At 68.2% G+C, this 17371-nt stretch carries 18 protein-coding genes; 15 read left to right on the top strand and 3 right to left on the bottom strand.

Annotated elements, in window-relative coordinates; genetic code table 11:
* Positions 1-72: 72 nt before the first annotated feature.
* From dctP to EL288_RS18880, 7 genes are read left to right on the top strand one after another with little or no spacing between them, the layout of a single operon-like run.
* Positions 73-1077, top strand: coding sequence for a TRAP transporter substrate-binding protein DctP (gene dctP, locus EL288_RS18910; protein ID WP_003808804.1), 1005 nt, complete (start codon positions 73-75; stop codon positions 1075-1077).
* 23 nt (positions 1078-1100) lie between these two features.
* Positions 1101-1628 carry a TRAP transporter small permease gene (locus tag EL288_RS18905; RefSeq protein ID WP_003808807.1) on the top strand — a complete coding sequence of 176 codons (528 nt, stop codon included), beginning with the start codon at positions 1101-1103 and terminating at the stop codon, positions 1626-1628.
* A gap of 21 nt (positions 1629-1649) precedes the next feature.
* Positions 1650-2906, top strand: coding sequence for a TRAP transporter large permease (locus EL288_RS18900; protein WP_003808809.1), 1257 nt, complete (start codon positions 1650-1652; stop codon positions 2904-2906).
* A 2-nt stretch (positions 2907-2908) separates the two neighbouring features.
* Positions 2909-3709: a sugar phosphate isomerase/epimerase family protein gene (locus tag EL288_RS18895; protein ID WP_010926035.1), complete on the top strand. Its 801-nt coding sequence runs from the start codon at positions 2909-2911 to the stop codon at positions 3707-3709.
* A gap of 5 nt (positions 3710-3714) precedes the next feature.
* Positions 3715-4608, top strand: coding sequence for an alpha/beta fold hydrolase (locus EL288_RS18890; protein WP_003808813.1), 894 nt, complete (start codon positions 3715-3717; stop codon positions 4606-4608).
* Positions 4605-5612, top strand: coding sequence for an NAD-dependent epimerase/dehydratase family protein (locus EL288_RS18885; RefSeq protein WP_003808814.1), 1008 nt, complete (start codon positions 4605-4607; stop codon positions 5610-5612). The genes EL288_RS18890 and EL288_RS18885 overlap by 4 nt, the downstream gene beginning before the upstream one ends.
* On the top strand, positions 5609-6514 hold the full coding sequence (locus EL288_RS18880; RefSeq protein ID WP_033459292.1) for a DMT family transporter: 906 nt from the start codon (positions 5609-5611) through the stop codon (positions 6512-6514). The genes EL288_RS18885 and EL288_RS18880 overlap by 4 nt, the downstream gene beginning before the upstream one ends.
* Before the next feature lie 46 nt (positions 6515-6560).
* On the opposite strand, the gene EL288_RS18875 is transcribed toward EL288_RS18880, so the two are convergent.
* Together EL288_RS18875 and EL288_RS18870 are read right to left on the bottom strand one after the other, a co-directional pair.
* Positions 6561-7520, bottom strand: a complete 960-nt coding sequence (locus EL288_RS18875; RefSeq protein WP_225665688.1) for a tripartite tricarboxylate transporter substrate binding protein — start codon at positions 7518-7520, stop codon at positions 6561-6563.
* A 14-nt stretch (positions 7521-7534) separates the two neighbouring features.
* Entirely contained in the window at positions 7535-9016 is a 1482-nt protein-coding gene (locus tag EL288_RS18870; protein ID WP_003808822.1) for an aldehyde dehydrogenase family protein, read from the bottom strand.
* A gap of 123 nt (positions 9017-9139) precedes the next feature.
* Between EL288_RS18870 and EL288_RS18865 the strand changes: the two genes are divergently transcribed.
* From EL288_RS18865 to EL288_RS18845, 5 genes are all read left to right on the top strand, one after another.
* The gene (locus EL288_RS18865; protein ID WP_225665690.1) at positions 9140-10735 is read left to right on the top strand and encodes a GMC family oxidoreductase; all 1596 of its coding nucleotides are present in this window, start codon (positions 9140-9142) and stop codon (positions 10733-10735) included.
* A 32-nt stretch (positions 10736-10767) separates the two neighbouring features.
* Positions 10768-11565, top strand: a complete 798-nt coding sequence (locus EL288_RS18860) for an N-acyl homoserine lactonase family protein (RefSeq protein ID WP_003808825.1) — start codon at positions 10768-10770, stop codon at positions 11563-11565.
* Between the two features lie 154 nt (positions 11566-11719).
* A complete protein-coding gene (locus EL288_RS18855; RefSeq protein ID WP_033459289.1) occupies positions 11720-12541 on the top strand; it encodes an ABC transporter permease in 822 nt (273 codons plus the stop codon).
* A 12-nt stretch (positions 12542-12553) separates the two neighbouring features.
* A complete protein-coding gene (locus tag EL288_RS18850; RefSeq protein ID WP_010926036.1) occupies positions 12554-13306 on the top strand; it encodes an ABC transporter ATP-binding protein in 753 nt (250 codons plus the stop codon).
* Between the two features lie 42 nt (positions 13307-13348).
* Positions 13349-14302, top strand: coding sequence for an aliphatic sulfonate ABC transporter substrate-binding protein (locus tag EL288_RS18845; protein WP_003808831.1), 954 nt, complete (start codon positions 13349-13351; stop codon positions 14300-14302).
* A gap of 20 nt (positions 14303-14322) precedes the next feature.
* Here the strand turns inward: EL288_RS18845 and EL288_RS18840 are convergent, their stop codons facing one another.
* Entirely contained in the window at positions 14323-15009 is a 687-nt protein-coding gene (locus tag EL288_RS18840; RefSeq protein WP_003808833.1) for a GntR family transcriptional regulator, read from the bottom strand.
* A gap of 143 nt (positions 15010-15152) precedes the next feature.
* On the opposite strand from EL288_RS18840, the gene EL288_RS18835 reads away from it, so the two are divergent.
* Genes EL288_RS18835 through EL288_RS18825 form a run of 3 tightly spaced genes read left to right on the top strand, consistent with a single transcriptional unit; the run spans position 15153 to position 17326 of the window.
* On the top strand, positions 15153-15560 hold the full coding sequence (locus EL288_RS18835; RefSeq protein ID WP_003808835.1) for a carboxymuconolactone decarboxylase family protein: 408 nt from the start codon (positions 15153-15155) through the stop codon (positions 15558-15560).
* Between the two features lie 48 nt (positions 15561-15608).
* Positions 15609-16463, top strand: coding sequence for an amidohydrolase family protein (locus EL288_RS18830; RefSeq protein ID WP_003808838.1), 855 nt, complete (start codon positions 15609-15611; stop codon positions 16461-16463).
* A gap of 5 nt (positions 16464-16468) precedes the next feature.
* Positions 16469-17326 (top strand): amidohydrolase family protein, encoded by an 858-nt coding sequence (locus EL288_RS18825; protein ID WP_003808840.1) that lies wholly within the window; start codon positions 16469-16471, stop codon positions 17324-17326.
* Positions 17327-17371 lie beyond the last annotated feature (45 nt).

Raw genomic sequence — 17371 nt, 5'->3', positions numbered from 1 at the left:
CTGCGGCCGGCATCGAACGCAGTTCAACCATCATCGAGCAACGAGTCCACATACCATTCCCAGGGGAAAACGATGAAATACTGGAAAATCCTTTGCGCCGCCGCGCTGGCGTGCGAACTGGTCGCGTTACCCGGCCTGGCCGCCGCGGCCGATCCCGTGGTGCTGAAGTTCTCGCACGAGGCGCCCGAAACGCAGGCCAAGGGCCGCGCCGCCAACTACTTCGCCGAGAAGGTCGCGCAGTTGAGCGGCGGCAGCCTGAAGATCGAGGTGTTCCCCAGCGCCCAGCTCATTCCCACCAAGGACGAGGTGCGCGCGGCCATGCGCGGCCAGGTCGACATCATCGCGCCGCAGACCAGCTACTTCATCCCGATCGACAACAGCTGGGACGTTTTCTACATGCCCATGCTGTTCGACAACGCCCAGCAGGGCATGCGCATCGTGCAGGGCGAGCTCGGCCGCGAGATGCTGGCCGGCCTCAAGCGCAACCGCCTGCACGGGCTGGGCATCTGGCATGACGGCCCGGGCTACGTGTTCGTGCGCGGCAAGCCGGTGGAAAAGCCCGCCGACCTGGCCGGCAAGAAGATCCGCATCTTCCCCTCGGCGCCGCTGGAAGCCGGCATACGCGCGGCCAACGGCATCCCGGTCTCGCTGCCCGCGCCCGACGTCTATGTGTCGCTGCAGCAAGGACTGATCGAGGGCGTGGTGTCGGCCATCACGTTCGCCGCGCCCAGCCGCTGGTACGAGGTGGTCAAGGGCGGGACCCGCATGACGCTGTTCGTCGGCGGCTATGGCGTGGTGGTCAACGACCGCCGCTGGGAGTCGCTCAGCGAGGAACACCGCAAGGTGCTCGAGGAAGCCATGCGCCTGACGGAGAAATGGAACTACGACCATACCGTCGAGAACATCGCGCAGTCCGAGAAGCTGATGACCGACAACGGCGTCACCTTCGCCGACCCGACGCCGCAGGAGCTGGCCCAGTGGCGCGAAGTCATGAAGCCGGTCTACCAGAACCAGCCCGAGAACATCCGCCAGCGCATCGAACAGGTCGAGAAGCTGAAGGCCGCGATGGCCAAATAATCCCGCCCCCCGGAAAAGACATCATGCTGACATTACTGCGCAGACTGGGGCAGGCCTGGGACACGGTCGAGCTGATGGTCGGGGGGGTCTTCCTGACCCTCTCGGTCATCCTGATCGTCGCGGAGATCGCCGGCCGCAACCTGTTCGGGGTATCGATGGTCGGGGCCGACGAGATCGCCTCGTACATGGTCATCTGGAGCGTGTTCTTCACGGCGTCCATCGCCGCCAAGAAGAACATGCACATCCGCATCGACGTCATCTTCACGCTGGCCTCGCCCGCGGTGGGGCGGATGCTCGATATATTCGGCAGCCTGATGTCCGCCGCGTTCGCCGCCTACCTGACCTATTCGGGCATGGTGCTGGTGCACGACAGCTGGATCTTCGGCGAGACCACCATGACCATGCTGAGGCTGCCGCTGTGGGTGCCGCAGCTCATCATGCCCATCGGCGGTTTCCTGCTGACCGTGCGGCTGGTCCAGCGCGTCGTCCACCTGCTCAAGACTCCCGCCTCGGCGCTGGTTTCGGAAGCCGTCCATAGCCCCACGGCCTAGCGCTCGATCTGAGAGAAAACCATGTTCGCTACTTTTTCGACGCTGTTCGCCGCGCTGGTCGGCGGCATGCCGGTGGCCTTCGCCCTGGGCGCCTGCGGCCTGGCCTATCTGCTGACCCAGAACGCCGCGGCCGACGCCCTGGCCTCGCAGCTGTTCGGTTCGCTCAACTCGTCCGGGCTGCTGGCCATTCCGTTCTTCATCCTGGCCGCCGAGATCCTCAGCCGCACGGGCGCCACCATGCGCCTGATCCACCTGATCGACACGTTCCTGCGGCACACCCGCGGCGGGCTGCTGGCCATCGCCGTCATCGCCACGGCGATGTTCTCGTCGATCTGCGGCAGCTCGGTGGCCACGGCCGCGGCCATCGGCACCGTGATGATCCCGGAGATGGTCAAGCGCGGCTATGACCGCACGCTGTGCGTGGGCCTGATCGCCAGCGCCGGCGGGCTGGGCATCCTGCTGCCGCCCAGCGTGCCGCTGGTGGTCTACGGCATGGTGACCGAAAGCTCGATCGCCGGGCTGTTCGCCGCCGGCGCCGCGGTGGGCATCGTGCTGACCATCTGCCTGGTCATCGTGGCCTACATCTTCGGCTGCAAGTCCGGCGTGGCGCCGCAGCCCAAGGCCACGGCCGCCGAGCGCTGGAAGGCGTTCAAGGCCGCGCTGGGCGTGCTCATGTCGCCGGTGATCGTGCTCGGCGGGATCTACTCCGGCATCTTCACGCCCATGGAAGCGGCGGCGGTCAGCTGCGTCTATGCGCTGGCGCTGGCGCTGTTCTATGGCCAGACGGCGCGCAAGCTGCTGGCGGTGCTGACCGACGCGGCCACCACGTCCTCGCTCATCATGCTGATCCTGGCCGGCGCGCAGCTGTTCGGCTATGCGATGACCAACGAACGGGTGCCGCACGCCATGTTCGACTTCGTGTCGTCGATGGACCTGTCCAAGGCGGGGTTCTACATCGGGGTGATGCTGTTCTTCCTGGTGATAGGGATGTTCCTGGAAGTGATCTCGGTCATCCTGATCACCATGCCCATCCTGCTGCCCATGCTGGCCGGATTCGACATCAATCCGATTTTCTTCGGTATCTTCGTGATCCTGAACATGGAGATCGCGGTGATCACGCCGCCCATCGGCCTGAACCTGTTCGCCATCAGCGCGATCAGCGAGGTGCCGGTGATGCGGGTGTTCCGCGGCTGCGTGCCGTTCGTGCTGCTGCTGTTCGCCTTCATGGTGGCCATGGTGTTCATCCCCGGCGTGCCGGAATTGTTCGACTACTTCTAGCCATGCAAACGGATCGCCCGCCGCTGTACGCGGTAAACCACTACCTCTGCCCGGCGGATACGCCGCTGCCCGTGTTCGCGGCCCGGGTGGCCCAGGCCGGCTTCGGCGGCATCGGCCTGACCGCCGCCGCGCTGGACGAAATGCCCCTGCCGGCGATCGCGTCGCTGCTCGATGGCCTGGGATTGCGCGTCTCGTCCATCAACACCGCCGGGTTCTTCCGGGGCGGCGCGGCCGACCAGGCCGGGCGCAACCTGCGGCTGCTGGAGGCGGCCGCCGCGCTCGACGCGGCGGCGCTGAACGTCATCGTGGGCGCCGACGACGAATCCGTGCCGCTGCAGCAGGCGCGGCAGGCCGTGGCGCAGGCGCTGCAGGGCTTTGGCGCGCAGGCGCGCGCGGCCGGCGTGCGGCTGGCGATCGAGCCGCTTAACCTCTCCAACGTTTTTTCCAAGAGCTGCGTCAACACCATCGCGCAAGTGGAGGCGCTGCGCGATGCCTTCGGCGAAGCGACGATCAATGTCGATTATTTCCACCTGTGGGCCGACCCGGACCTGCCGCGGCTGCTGGACGGCCAGGGCGTGCCCATCGGCCTGACGCAGTGGTGCGACGTGACCTGGACCGGCCATCCGGGCCAGGCGCGGCGCGCCCCGCTGGGCGCCGGCCGCCTGTCGGCCGACGGCTACCTGGACGGGCTGGCGGTGGGCTGCCCCGTCGAGTTGGAGCTTTTCATCGATCAACTTCCCGGGATGGACTATGCGCGGATCATCGACGATTCCGCGCGGCATCTCGGCCTCAAAGGCGAGTAGAAACCATGGCAACCGCGATAGCTTCCGATGGCGTGCGTCTGCACTACGAAACGACCGGGGCGGGCACCCCCATCGTCTTCGTCCACGAGTTTGCCGGCAACCTGCGCAGCTGGGAGCCGCAGGTGCGGCATTTCGCGCGCCAGTACCAATGCATCCGCTTCAACGCCCGCGGCTACCCGCCCTCCGAGGTGCCTGAAAGCGTCTCGGCGTACTCGCAGGCGCAGGCGGTGCGCGACATCGTCGCGGTGATGGACGCGGTTGGCGCGGCCAAGGCGCACGTCGTCGGCCTGTCGATGGGCGGCTTCGCCGCCCTGCACCTGGGCCTGACGCATCCCGAGCGCGCGCTGTCGCTGTGCGTGGCGGGGGCGGGCTATGGCGCCGAGCCCGGCCGCCGCGACCTGTTCCGCCAGGAGTCCGAAACCAGCGCGCGGCTGCTGCTCGAACTGGGCATGCCGGCCTTCGCCGAGCGCTATACCCAGGGCCCCACGCGCATGCCTTTCCTGCGCGCGGACCCGCTCGGTTTCGCCGAGTTCGTCGCGCTCATGAAAACCCACTCGGCGCTGGGCTCGGCCAACACCCAGCTCGGCGTGCAGCGCGAGCGCCCGTCGCTGTACGAGCTCGAGGAACAGCTGGGCAGGCTGACCGTTCCCACGCTGATCCTCAACGGCGACGAGGACTGGCCCTGCCTGGCGCCGGGCCTGATGCTCAAGCGCGTCATTCCGTCGGCCGCGCTCAGCGTCATCCCCAACTGCGGCCACACCATCAACCTGGAGGCCAGCGAAGCCTTCAACCGCGTGCTGGGCGATTTCATGGCGCAGGCGGCCAGCGGCCGCTGGCCGCAGCGCGATCCGCGCGCCATGGCCGATACCATCACCGGCATGTCGGGAGGCAAGTCTTGAACATCCTGGTCACCGGCGGGGCCGGCTTCGTCGGCCTGAATATCGTGGAGCGCCTGCTCAAGGCGGGTATGAGCGTCGTGTCGTACGGCAGCGAGGCGCCGCCGCCCCAGGTCATGGACTATCTCGGGGCGCTGGGCGGACGGTTCGAGGCCGTGCAGGGCGATGTGCGCGACGGGGCGCGCCTGCGCGCCGTGTTCGCGCAGCACGGGATCACCGACGTGGTCCACGGCGCGGCGATCACCGCGGGCCTGGAGCGCGAGCGCGCCCAGCCGCACGCCGTGATCGAGGTCAACCTGCTGGGCACGCTGGAGGTCCTGGCGGCCGCCGCGTCGTGCGGCATCCGGCGCGTCGTGCAGCTGGGCACGGGCTCGGTCTACGGCGCGCGCTGCCGCACCGACGGCCTGCTGGATCCGGACCAGGACCCGCCGGTGCCGGATTCGCTGTACGGGGTGACCAAGTACGCGGCCGAGCGGCTGGCTTGCCGCTACCGCGCCCAGCACGGGCTGGACGTGGTGGTGGCGCGCCTGGGCGTGGTGTTCGGCCGCTGGGAGCACGACACCGGCGTGCGCGACACGCTCAGCATCCCGTACCAGATCCTCGGCCAGGCCCGCGCGGGCGGAACCGCGGCGCTGGCGCGGCAACTGCCCGACGACTGGGTCTATGCCCCGGACGTCGCGCAGGCCGTGCACAAGCTGCTGCTGGCGCGCGAACTGGGCCGGCCCGTCTACCAGATCGGCACCGGCGGGCGCTGGTCGGCCCAGCAGTGGTGCGAGCTGGTGCGCGCCCGCTTCCCGGGCTTCGAATACCGCTTCGTGGATACCCCGGAGCAGGTCAACGTCGGGCGCCAGACGCCCACGCCGCGCGCGCCCTTCTCCATCGCGGCGCTGCGCGACGAGGTCGGCTACCGCCCCGAGTACGACGCCGCCGCGGCGTTGGACGACTACCTGGCCTGGCTGGCGCTGGGCCTGTATGCCACCGGGCGGAACCCCGCCCAACAAGGATGACGGACATGAACCCAGCGGGATCCAAGGCCGGCGGCGAGAGCGGCGGCCTGCTCATGGGCCTGGTCGCCGTGGCCATTTTCGCCATGTCGCTGCCCATGACGCGGCTGGCGGTCGGCGATACCTCGGCGCCCCAGCTTTCGCCGGTCTTCGTCACCTGCGCGCGCGCCGCCCTGGCCGGCCTGCTGAGCATTCTCTACCTGCTCGCCATCCGTTCGCCGCTGCCGCCCAGGCGGGTGCGCATGTCGCTGTTCGCCAGCGGCATGGGCACGGTGGTCGGTTTTCCGCTGTTCCTCGCGCTGGCGCTGCGCTACGTGGACGCCATGCAGGCGGCGGTGTTCACCGGCGTGCTGCCGCTGGCGACGGCGGTGTTCGGCGCCATCCTGTTCCGCCAGCGGCCCTCGGCCGCGTTCTGGCTGTGCGCCGTGGCCGGTTGCGCGCTGGTGCTGGCCTTCGCCCTGTATCGCGGCAACGGCCAGGTCGGCTATGGCGACCTGATGCTGCTGGCGGCGGTCATCGTGGGCGCCATCGGCTATGTCACCGGCGCCAAGGCGTCGGCGGCCATGTCGGCCGGCGAGGTCATCAGCTGGATACTGGCCGTCACGTTCCTGCCGATGCTGGCCGTCAGCCTGGCCTATTGGCCGGCCGACGCGGTCTCCTGGCAGGCCTGGGGCGGGGTCGGCTACCTGGGCGTGTTTCCCATGTGGATCGGGTTCTTCATCTGGTACCGCGCCATGACGGTGGGCGGCGCGGTGCGCGTGAGCCAGGTCCAGCTGCTGCAGCCTTTCCTGGCCCTGCTGTTCGCCGTGCCCATCGTCGGCGAGTCGCTCGACGGGCTGACCATCGCCTTTTCGCTGGCCATCATCGCCATCGTCTACCTGGGCAAGCGCGCCCGGGTGAACTAGCGCGCCGCCGCCGGCCTGGCCTTGCGCCAGGCCGGTCCCGCGCCGCCTATTCCGTGATGCCGGCGCGGGTGGCGATGCCCTGGAATTTGTCGACCTCCTGGCGGATGTAGTCGTCGAATTCGGCGGGCGGCAGATACTTCAGCGATACGCCCTGGGCTCGCAGCGGCGCGGCGATATCGCCCTGCTCGTTGACCTTGCGGATCGCGGCGGACAGCGCCGACACGGCCGGTGCGGGCGCGCCGCGGCGCATCAGCACCCCATACCAGATGCCGTACTCGACGCCGGGCAGGCCGGCTTGCCCGGTCGTGGGCGTATCCGGAATCAGGTCCGAGCGGGCGGCGTCCATGATGGCGGCGCCCGCCAGTTCGCCCGCGCGCAGCAACGGCAGCGGCGTGGCCACGGGCGGGCAGGCGAAGTCGATGCGCCCCGCCCGGACTTCGGCCACATATTCGTTCGAGCCCTTGTACGGGATATGCAGCGGCTTGATGCCGGCGGCGGCGGCGAAGTATTCGCAGGCCAGGTGCGCCGCGCTGCCTATGCCGGCCGAGCCGTAGGTCAGCTCGCGCGTTTTCGCCTGCTTGAGCAGCGCGTCCAGCGTGCCGATGCCGGCCGCCGGGTTGGTGACGACGAGCGTGGGGGTGCTGCCCAGCAGGGCGACGCCGGAGAAATCCTTGACGGTGTCGTAGGGCAGGCGGGGGTTGAGCGCCGGCGCGGCCGCGTGGGCCGACGATACGAACAGCACCGTGTAGCCGTCGGCCTGGGAATTCAGGACATGTTGCGCGGCTACGGTGCCGCCGGCGCCGGGCTTGTTCTCCACGACGAAGGTCTGGCGCAGCTGCCGCGACAGTTCCTCGGCGTACTTGCGGGCCATCAGGTCCGTGACCGTGCCGGGCGGGAACGGCACGACGATGCGCACGGTCCTGTCCGGGTAGGCAGCGGCCGGGCCGCCGGCCAGCGCGAGGGCCGCGCCGGCAAGCAGGGGGGCAATCCGCGCAAAGCGAATCATGGTCTTTCTCCTTGTCATGCGTGGCTGAAGTCGAGGGTGACGCTCTTGCGCTGGGTGAAGCTGTCGAGCATGCCTTCCAGGGAAAACTCGCGGCCGAAGCCGCTGTTCTTGACGCCGCCGAACGACACGCCCACGCCCGGGGCGTGGCCGCGATTGACCTGGATCCAGCCGGCGTCGAGCGCGCTGGCGCCGCGCATGGCTTCGCCCAGGTCGGTGGTCCAGACGTAGGCCGCCAGGCCATAGTGCGTGTCGTTGGCCATTTCCAGCACTTGCCGCTCGTCCGACCAGGGTATGGCGACCAGTACCGGGCCGAAGATTTCCTCGCGCGCCACGCGCCAGCCGTTGTCGACCCCGGCGATCAGGGTCGGCAGCGCGAAGTAGCCCTGGGCCAGCCTTCCTTCGCCGGGCGACGGGCCGCCGGCGAGCAAGCGGGCGGACGGTTCGGCCAGCCCGCATGCGATGTAGTCGTTCACCTTGGCGTGCTGGCGCTGGTTGATCAGCGCGCCCATGTCGGTGGCTTCGTCCAGGGGATCGCCGACCACCAGCCGGTCCAGCCGGCCGGCCAGCTTCCGCAGGAAGTCGTCGTAGATGTCGCGATGCACGAACAGGCGCGAGCCGGCGGTGCACGACTGGCTCTGGCGCGTGAAGCGCATGGCCGTCATGACGCCGTCGACCGCCCAGTCGCAGTTGGCGCTGGGATAGACGATCGAGGGGCTCTTGCCGCCGAGTTCCAGCGAAACCGGGACGATCCGGTCGGCCGCGGCGCGCATGATGGCCTTGCCGGTTTCGGTCGAGCCGGTGAAGCTGATCTTGCGCACGCCCGGGTGCATGGCCAGGGCGGCGCCGCATTCGCTGCCATACCCGGTCAGGCAATTGACCACGCCGGCGGGCAGGGCGGCGTTGCACAGCGCCGCCAGCTTCAGCGCGCTGAGCGGCGCGTCCTCGGCGGTCTTGACGACGATGGTGTTGCCGACCGCGATGGCCGACGCGATCTTGACCGCGGCGGCGGCCACCGGCGAGTTCCACGGAATGATGGCGGCCACCACGCCCAGCGGCTCGCGCACCGAGTACGCCAGCGTTCCTTCGGCGCCGGGCACGGTCTCCCCCTTGGCCTCGCCCGCCACGCCGGCGTAGTAGCGGAAGATGCCGGCGGCGCCCTGGGCCTCCGGCCGCGCCGCCGTCCTGAGCGCATTGCCCGTCTCCGTGGCCAGCAGGCGCGCCAGCGCCTCGCTTTCGGCGGCCAGGCTGTCGGCGATCCGCAGCAAGGCGTCGGCGCGCTCGCGCGGCGAGCAGGCGCGCCAGCCGGCATAGGCCTGGCTGGCGGCGGCGACCGCCAGGTCCACCTCGGCCTGGCGGCCGCGCGGCACGCGCGCCAGGGGCTGGCGAGTGGCGGGGTTGGCGATCTCGATGGTCTGGCCGTCCTGCGCCAGGGTTTCGCGCCCGCCGATCCACATCGCGGCCAGGCCCGATTGGCCGTTGTCTTGACTGTCTTGCACGTCCTTCCCTCCAGGTTACAAAACCGATCATTGATCATATTGTCGTACAATAGTACTATTCTTCAGGAAGTCGGGCCCAGGTGTCAACAACTTTGAGCGGGAAGCAAGGTGGAAAAGAAGCGCGTGTTTGACTACATCGTCGTCGGCGGCGGCTCTGCCGGATGCGTGATCGCAAGCCGCTTGTCCGAGGAGAGCGGGCGCAGCGTGCTGCTGCTGGAGGCGGGCGGCAGCGACCGGCGCCTGTGGGCGCGGATACCGCTGGGCGTGGGCAAGCTGGTCAACGATCCGTCCTGCCTGTGGGAGGCCGAAGCCGGTCCCGAACCCTTGCTGGGCGGGCGCGCGGTGCGCTGGACCAGCGGGCGCATCATGGGCGGCGGCAGCTCCGTCAACGGCATGCTGGCCGTGCGCGGCAATCCGTCGCGCTATGACGACTGGGCCGGGCTGGGCTGCCCGGGCATGGGCTACGAGGACATGCTGCCGTACTTCAGGAAGCTGGAGACCTGCATGTTCCCGGCCTCGGGCGAGCGCGGGACGCAGGGACCCATCGGCATATCGCGGATCGCGCCGGAGCCGGTCGGCGCCGCCTTCGTGCAGGCCTGCCAGGCGAGCGGGCTGGATCTGCTCGACGACTTCAACAGCGATTTCCGCGCCGGCGCGACGTACATGCAGGCGTCGATCCGCAACGGGCGGCGCGCCAGCGCGTCGCGCGGCTATATCGATCCCGTGCGCGGCCGCGGCAATCTCGTCATCGAGGAGAACGCCGTGGTGCACCGCGTCCTGTTCGAAGGCCTGCGCGCCACCGGCGTGGAGGTCGAGATCGGCGGACAGCTGGCGCGGATTCGCGCCGACGCCGAAGTGATCCTGTGCGCGGGCGCCATCCGCTCGCCCCAGCTGCTCGAGCTCAGCGGCATCGGCCAGCCCGGGATCCTGGCCCGCCACGGCGTCGCGCCGGTGCTGGCGCTGCCCGGGGTGGGCGAGAATCTGCAGGACCACTACATGGTGCGCGTGTGCCTGCGCAGCGCGGTTCCCCGCACCATTTTCGACTTCCTGCGCAGCCCCTGGTACCAGGCGCGCGAACTGGCCAAGTATGTGCTGGCGCGGCGCGGCATGTTCGCGTGCGGTTCGCTGACCGCCATGGCCTTCGTCAAGAGCCGTTTCGCCACCTCGCACCCGGATGTCCGCATCCAGCTGGGCCTGTCCAGCGGCGCGCAGCGCGTGTCGAAAAACGAGGGTTCGGGCCTGGACCCGTTCTCGGCCTTTCATATCGGCGGCTATTTCATCCATCCGCATTCGCGTGGCGCGCTGCATATCCAGAGCCGGGACCCGCGCCAGGCGCCGCGGATTTCCGCCAACTACCTGCAGGCCGAGCGGGACCGCCAGGTGACGGTCGATATCGTCAGGACCATCCGCGATATCGCCGCCCGCGCGCCCCTGAGCGAGCTGGTCCGGGAGGAAATACGCCCCGGGCCGGCGCTCGATACGGACGAGCAGCTGCTGCGCTACGCGCGCGAGACCGGCGATACCTGCTGGCATCCGCTGGGAACCTGCCGCATGGGCACCGACGGCATGAGCGTGGTGGATCCCGCATTCCGCGTGCACGGCCTCCAGGGCCTGCGCGTGGCCGATGCGTCGGTGGCGCCGTTCCAGGTGTCCAGCAATACCAATATCCCGACGATCGCCGTGGCCGAACGGGCCGCCGCGCTGATCCGCGCCGCCTGACTTTCACACTGCCTGACGGAACCTGTTCGAGCATGAACGACAACTACGAAGTGTTTGCCATCAAGTACGCCACCTACCAGCAACGGCGGCGCAACGAGAATTTCCTGCCGGCCGACGAGCACGACGCCGGCCTGATGCCGCTGGACTATTACGTGTGGCTGCTGAAGTCGCCCGCCCGGACGATCCTGGTCGACACCGGGTTCAATCCGCCCGAGGCGGCCGCCCGCAACCGCGAGCAGAGCCGCTGCCCGATCGAGGCCCTGCGCCTGCTGGACGTGGCGCCGGACGATATCGACGATGTCATCATCACCCACCTGCACTACGACCATGCGGGCAACCTGGAGAAGATTCCGCGCGCCCGCTTTCACATCCAGGACAAGGAAGTCGAGTTCGCCACCGGCCGCTGCATGTGCCATGCGCCGCTGCGGTTCGCCTACTCGCCCGCCGACGTATCGAATTTCATCCACAAGCTGTATGCCGGCCGGGTCGTGTTCCACGACGGCGCCGGCGTGGTGGCGCCAGGCGTGGAGGTGTTGCACGTCGGCGGCCATACCAAGGGCCTGCAGGCCGTGCGCGTCATGACCCAGCGGGGCTGGGTCGTGCTGGCTTCCGATGCCAGCCATTTCTACGAGAACCTGGAGGCCGCGCGGCCGTTTCCGCTGGTCGCGGACGTGGCCGAGATGCTGGACGGGTTCGAGCGGCTGGTGCGCGCCGCCGGCTCGCCCTCGCACGTGGTGCCCGGCCATGACCCCGCGGTCATGACCCGCTATCCGACCCATCCCCGGGACCCGCAAGGGATAGCCCTGCTGCACCTGCCCACGCTCGCCTAGCCAGGCGCCGGCCACGCCGGCGCGGCGCCGCCCGCTAGGGAAAGCACCAGTTTAGTTTGTACGATTGTATGTCAATATGATGAAAATGACTGTGCGAGAGGCTGGCTGAAGCGCCGGCTGTCGGGAACGGAACATGAAAAGAGGAGACCGGAAAATGTCGAATGCAACGTCGCCGGGGGCGGCGGCCCCGCGCGCCGCGCGCCAGCGCGCCCAGGGGCTGGCGCTGGGCTGGTGGAAATACCTGGTGCCGCTGGCCTTGCTGGCGGTGTGGCAAATGGCCGCCACGCTGGGCTGGGTGGACGAATACATCCTGCCGGCGCCCACGGTGGTGTTCACGACCTTCATCGACCTGCTGGCCAGCGGCGAGCTGCTGCGCGATGTGGGCATCAGCGCGCTGCGGGTGGCGCAGGGCTTCGCGCTGGCCGCCGTGGCCGGCCTGGGCCTGGGCCTGGCGATGGGCCTGTCGAAGAAATTCAACGCGGCCAGCGATTTCCTGCTGAAGATCCTCAAGCCCATTCCCCCGATCGCCTGGATCCCGCTGGCGATCCTGTGGCTCGGGCTGGGCGAGGCGGCCAAGGTGTTCATCATTTTCATCGGCGCCGTCTTTCCCATCCTCTTCAACACCCTGGACGCGATCCGGCAGACCGACGGGCGCTACGTGGACCTGGCGCGCGTGCTGGAGCTCAAGCGCGGCGCCTTCGTGCAGAAGATCATCCTGCCGGGCGCGTTGCCCCAGATCATGACCGGCCTGCGCATCGGCATCACCATCGCGTGGATGTGCGTGGTGGCTGCCGAGCTGATCGCCGCCAGCAGCGGCGTGGGGTATCTCATCATGCAGGCGCGCGCGCTGGCCCAGAGCGACGTGGTCATCGTCGGCATGCTGGTGACCGGCCTGCTGGGCAAGTTGACCGACGACGCGCTGCGGCTCGTGGAGCGCAGTCTCGTCAAGTGGCGCCAGGATTTCCCCGGCGCGTAAAGGAACATCGAGATGACATCACCTTGCATACGCGCGCGCGGCATTTCCAAGACCTATCCCGGCCGCGAAGGCCGCCCGGTGCAGGCGCTGGCCAATGTGTCCATCGAGGTAGGAACTGCCGAGGTGCTGGCCATCCTCGGCGCCAGCGGCTGCGGCAAGAGCACCTTGCTGCGCATCATGGCCGGGCTGGACCAGGACTACACCGGCGAGATGGTCGTGCACGGCAAGCCGGTGACCGGGCCGGGGCTGGACCGCGGCTTCGTGTTCCAGGACCACCGGCTCGTGCCGTGGATGACGGTGCGCGAGAACATCGGCCTGGGCCTGCATCGCCTCGACGGCGCGGCGCGGGCGCGCGCCATCGAGGACAAGCTGCGGCTGGTCGGGCTGACCCGCTTCATCGACGCCTATCCGGCCCAGCTGTCGGGCGGCATGGCGCAGCGCGTGGCGATCGCGCGCGCGCTGGCCTACGCGCCCGACGTGCTGCTGCTCGACGAACCCTTCGGCGCGCTGGATGCGCTGACGCGCGTGGCGATGCAGGCGGAGGTGCTGCGCATCCAGCAGCAGGAAAAGCTGTCGTGCGTGCTGGTCACCCACGATATCGAGGAGGCCATTTTCCTGGCCGACCGGATCCTCGTGCTGTCGAGCAGCCCGGGCGCGGTCGAGGCCGTCATCGACGTGGACATGCCCAAGCCGCGCAGCCGCGGGGCGGCCGCGTTCACGGCGCTGCGCGAGCACATCTACGACACCCACTTCGCCACCCATTGACCGGGCGGGCCGCACGCGGCGCCCACGAACAAAGGAAACACTATGTCGACGTTCATCCATCGCATGGCCTGCCTACTGGCCCTCCTGGCGCTCGTGGCGGGCAGGAACGCCTGGGCCGATGACATCCGCATCGGCTTCATGCCCTATCTGCCTTACACCAACGTGCTGTACGCCAAGCAGAAGGGCCTGATCGAAGAGGAACTGAAGCAGGCCGGCATCGACAAGGGGGTGACCTGGCGCCAGTTCAGCGCCGGCGGCCTGGTCAGCGAGGGCATGGCCGCCAAGGAGCTGGACCTGGGCATCCTGGGCGTGGTGCCCGCCACCATCGGGCGTTCGGCCGGCCAGGATTCGCGGATCGTCGCGCTGGGTTCGACCGCGCCCAGGAGCCATGCGCTGGTGGTGCGCGCGGACCTGGCCATCGCCGACGTGGCCGGCCTGAAGGGCAAGCGGGTGGCGACAACCTATGGCTCGACGGTGTATGAACTGCTGTACCGGATACTCGACGAGGCGGGCATGACGGTGAAGGATGTCGAACTGGTCAACATGCAGCCGGCGGACATGAACGTCAGCCTGCGCAACAAGAGCATCGACGCGGCGGTCATCTGGGATCCGCTGCTGCCGCGCCTGCGCGCCGATGGCGTCGTCAGGGAGCTCAGGAACGGCACGGGCATCAACGACAACATCAATGTGATCGTGGCGCGCGGGCCGTACATCGAGCAGCAGCCCGAGGCGGTGCGGGCCGTGCTGCGCGGCATCGCCCGCGCCAACGAGGCGATCAAGGCCGACCCCGGCGCCGCCGGCGCGCTGTTCGCCGCTACCTTCGACCTGCCCGATACGGTGGCCCGCGATGCGGTCGGGAACTACGCGTTCTCGCTGCGCATGCCGCAGGCCGTGCAGGCCCAGATGAAACAGTCGGCGGCCTTTCTCAAGGACGAGCGCATCATTCGCCGTCCGGTCGACGTGGACGCGTTCCTGGATCTTGCATTGATCGATTGAGGCGAGCGGCGTTGGCGCGCCTAGGAGGCGTCGGCCAGTTGCTGGCGCAGCAGCGCCAGCGCCGCCTTGGCGGCCTGCCGTACGTGATGGGAGCAGGCCTGGCGCGCCGTTTCCGGATCCTGGTTGCGGATGGCGGCCATCACCGCTTCGAGTTCGGCCAGGGTTTCGAGCGGCCGGTCGGAGGCCGACAGCGAGATGGCCCGCAGCCGGCGCACGCGTCCGTTCAGCCGCAGCAGCGTTTCGCGCGCCACGTCGTTGCGGGCGCCATTGAGCAGGGTGCGGTAGAACGATTCCTTCAGCTCGATCAGGCGCGCGTACTCGCCGGCCTTGATCGTGGCGCGGATGGCGTCGAAGCACTCGTCCAGCTCCTGCCGCTCGGCCGGCGTGGCCAGCGCGGCGAACTGCTGGCCGGCAAAGCCTTCGAGCAGTTCGCGCATCTGGTAGATGTCCTCGGCTTCTTTCAGCGACAGGTACGCCACTTCCGGGCCGCGGTACGGCACCAGGTTGATCAGCCCTTCGGCCTCGAGCTGGCGCAGCGCTTCGCGCAGCGACGTGCGGCTCACGCCCAGCCGCTCGCACAGATCGCGTTCGATCAGTTTTTCGCCCGGCTTGAGCAAGCCCCCGTGTATGGCCTCGCGCAGGCGATCCTCGATCTGCCGGCGTACAGGGGCAAGAGCAGGTGAAATGGACAGAGGGCTGGCGGTCATTTTTGCTTGGGCTACGAGAGACAGGCCGTCCGGCGGCGGACATCCCTGGATATCGGCAGAGAGTCTAGCACTCCCCATCGCCAGAAATGGCTTGCTCAACGGTAGGATTGTATGTCAATATGACGAATCTTTGGGAGGATGATATGAGTACCGAAATGTTCGACAAGGGTCTGCAGGTCAGGAGGGAAGTGCTGGGCGCCGAGTACGTCGACGGCTCCATGCGCAGCGCCAACGATTTCATGATGGCGTTCCAGGACATCACCACCCAGTGGTGCTGGGGCTATGCCTGGACCCGTCCCGGCCTGGAGCGCAAGACCCGCAGCATCATCAACCTGGCCATGTTGACGGCGTTGAACCGGCCTGGCGAAATCAAGCTGCACGTCAAGGGCGCGCTGACCAACGGCGTGACGCCCGACGAAATCAAGGAAGTGCTGCTGCAGGCCACGGTCTATTGCGGCATCCCGGCGGGCCTGGATGCGTTCAAGATCGCCAACCAGGTGCTGATCGACGAAGGCGCCATCGAGGCCGGCGCCATCGGCCACGGCAAATAGCGGCGTGGCGGCCAGGCGGCCGCCACCGCGTTACGACGGAATCGAGTCATGACCATAGACATGCGTTTACGCCCGCCGCTGCAGTCCTGGAAGTCGACCGCCCAGTTCAAGGAAGGGACGGCGTACTACCCCACGCGCTACGGTTTTCCGCGGCCGAAGTCGGTGGGCACCCAGGACATCGGCGACCTGCTGGCCGAAATGGACGAGGCCGATATCACCTGGGGCGTGGTGATGGGCCGCCAATCGGCTCCCCCGCACGGGATCGTGCCCAACGAAGAGATCTCGGACTTCGTGCGCCAGCACGCGGACCGCTTCGTCGGATTCGCCGGCATCGACCTGCGCGACATCGACAAGGCGGTGGCCGACCTGGACGGCTACGCCAGGTCCGACGAATTCAAGGGCATTTCGATCGAGCCGGGCGCCGGCTTCGTGCCGCTGTATTCCGACGACCCCAGCCTGTTCCCGCTCTACGAGCGCGCCCAGGAACTGCAGCTGCCGCTGTCCATCACCCTGAGCGGCTACCTGTCCTCGATGGCCGGGCATCCCACCAGCTACGGCAATCCGTCGCCGGTGGCCACGGTGGCGCGCAAGTTCCCCCGCTTGAAGATCGTGGTTTCGCACGCGGCATGGCCCAACGTCATGCCCATGCTCGAAGTCGCCTTCCTGCACGACAACGTCTACGTATCGCCGGACCTGTACATGAACCACGTGCACACGCCCGGCGCGCACGAATACATCAACGCCGCGAAGTTCTACCTGGCCGACCGCCTGCTGTTCGGCACCGCCTATCCCAGCCGGCCGCTCAAGGAGAGCGTGGCAGGCTTTCGCCAGTGGGATCTCGACAGCGAACTCGCCGAGAAAATCCTGCACCGCAATGCGGCCAGATTGCTAGGACTGGAGTAAGAGAAATGAACCGAATCATAGATATGCGCTGCCGGCCGCCGTTGCCGGAGTTCCGCGAATACTTCGATATCCCGCGCATCACCTGGCACGGAGCGCGAACCGGCGCCAAGCAGGTGTCGCGCGCGTTCGTCGAAGGCTCGATGGACTTGTTCTTCGAGGAAATGGACCAGGCCGGCATCGAGATCGCCGTGGTCCAGGGCCGCAACAGTCCGGCCGTGTTCATGGGCAAGCAGTTCAACGCGGCCTTCATTCCCAACGAGCGGCTGGCGCAGATCCAGGACCAGTACGCCGGCCGCTTCGTCTGCTTTGCCGGCATCGACGTTTCCAATACCGCGCACAACGCCGTGGAGGAAACCGTCCGTTCGATCAAGTCGCTGGGCCTGAAGGGCATCTTCATCGAACCGGGCCGGCAGATCCAGAGCACGCCGGACGACGAGCGCATTTTCCCGGTCTACGAGAAATGCATCGAGCTGGACATTCCCGTCAACCTCATGAGCGGGCCCTATGCGGGCGCCGACATCGGCGTGTCCGATCCCCTGTACGTCGATCGCCTGTGCACGCGCTACCCGGAACTGAAAATCATCCTGGGCCACGGCGGCTACCCGTATGTGCAGCAGATCCTGGGGGTCGCGTTCAAGCACACCAACCTGTTCGTGTCGCCCGACATGTACGTCTTCGCCCCGGGCGGGCAGGCCTACATCGACGCGGCCAACGGCGCGCTGCGCGACCAGATGGTGTACGGGTCGGCCTACCCGCTGCGTCCCGTCACGCAGACGGTCAGCGACACGCTCGGCCTGGGCCTGTCGGCCGACAGCGAGCGGGCCTATCTCGAGCTCAACGCGCGCAAGCTGTTGAATATCTGACCACAGGAAGCCGGGCGGCGGGGCTCGACCGCCGCCTCGGCCCGG

The organism is Bordetella bronchiseptica (genome assembly GCF_900636925.1).
Classification (GTDB): domain Bacteria; phylum Pseudomonadota; class Gammaproteobacteria; order Burkholderiales; family Burkholderiaceae_B; genus Bordetella; species Bordetella pertussis.
Note: the sequence above shows the minus strand (reverse complement) of the source record. Positions and strands in the feature narration are given on the sequence as shown.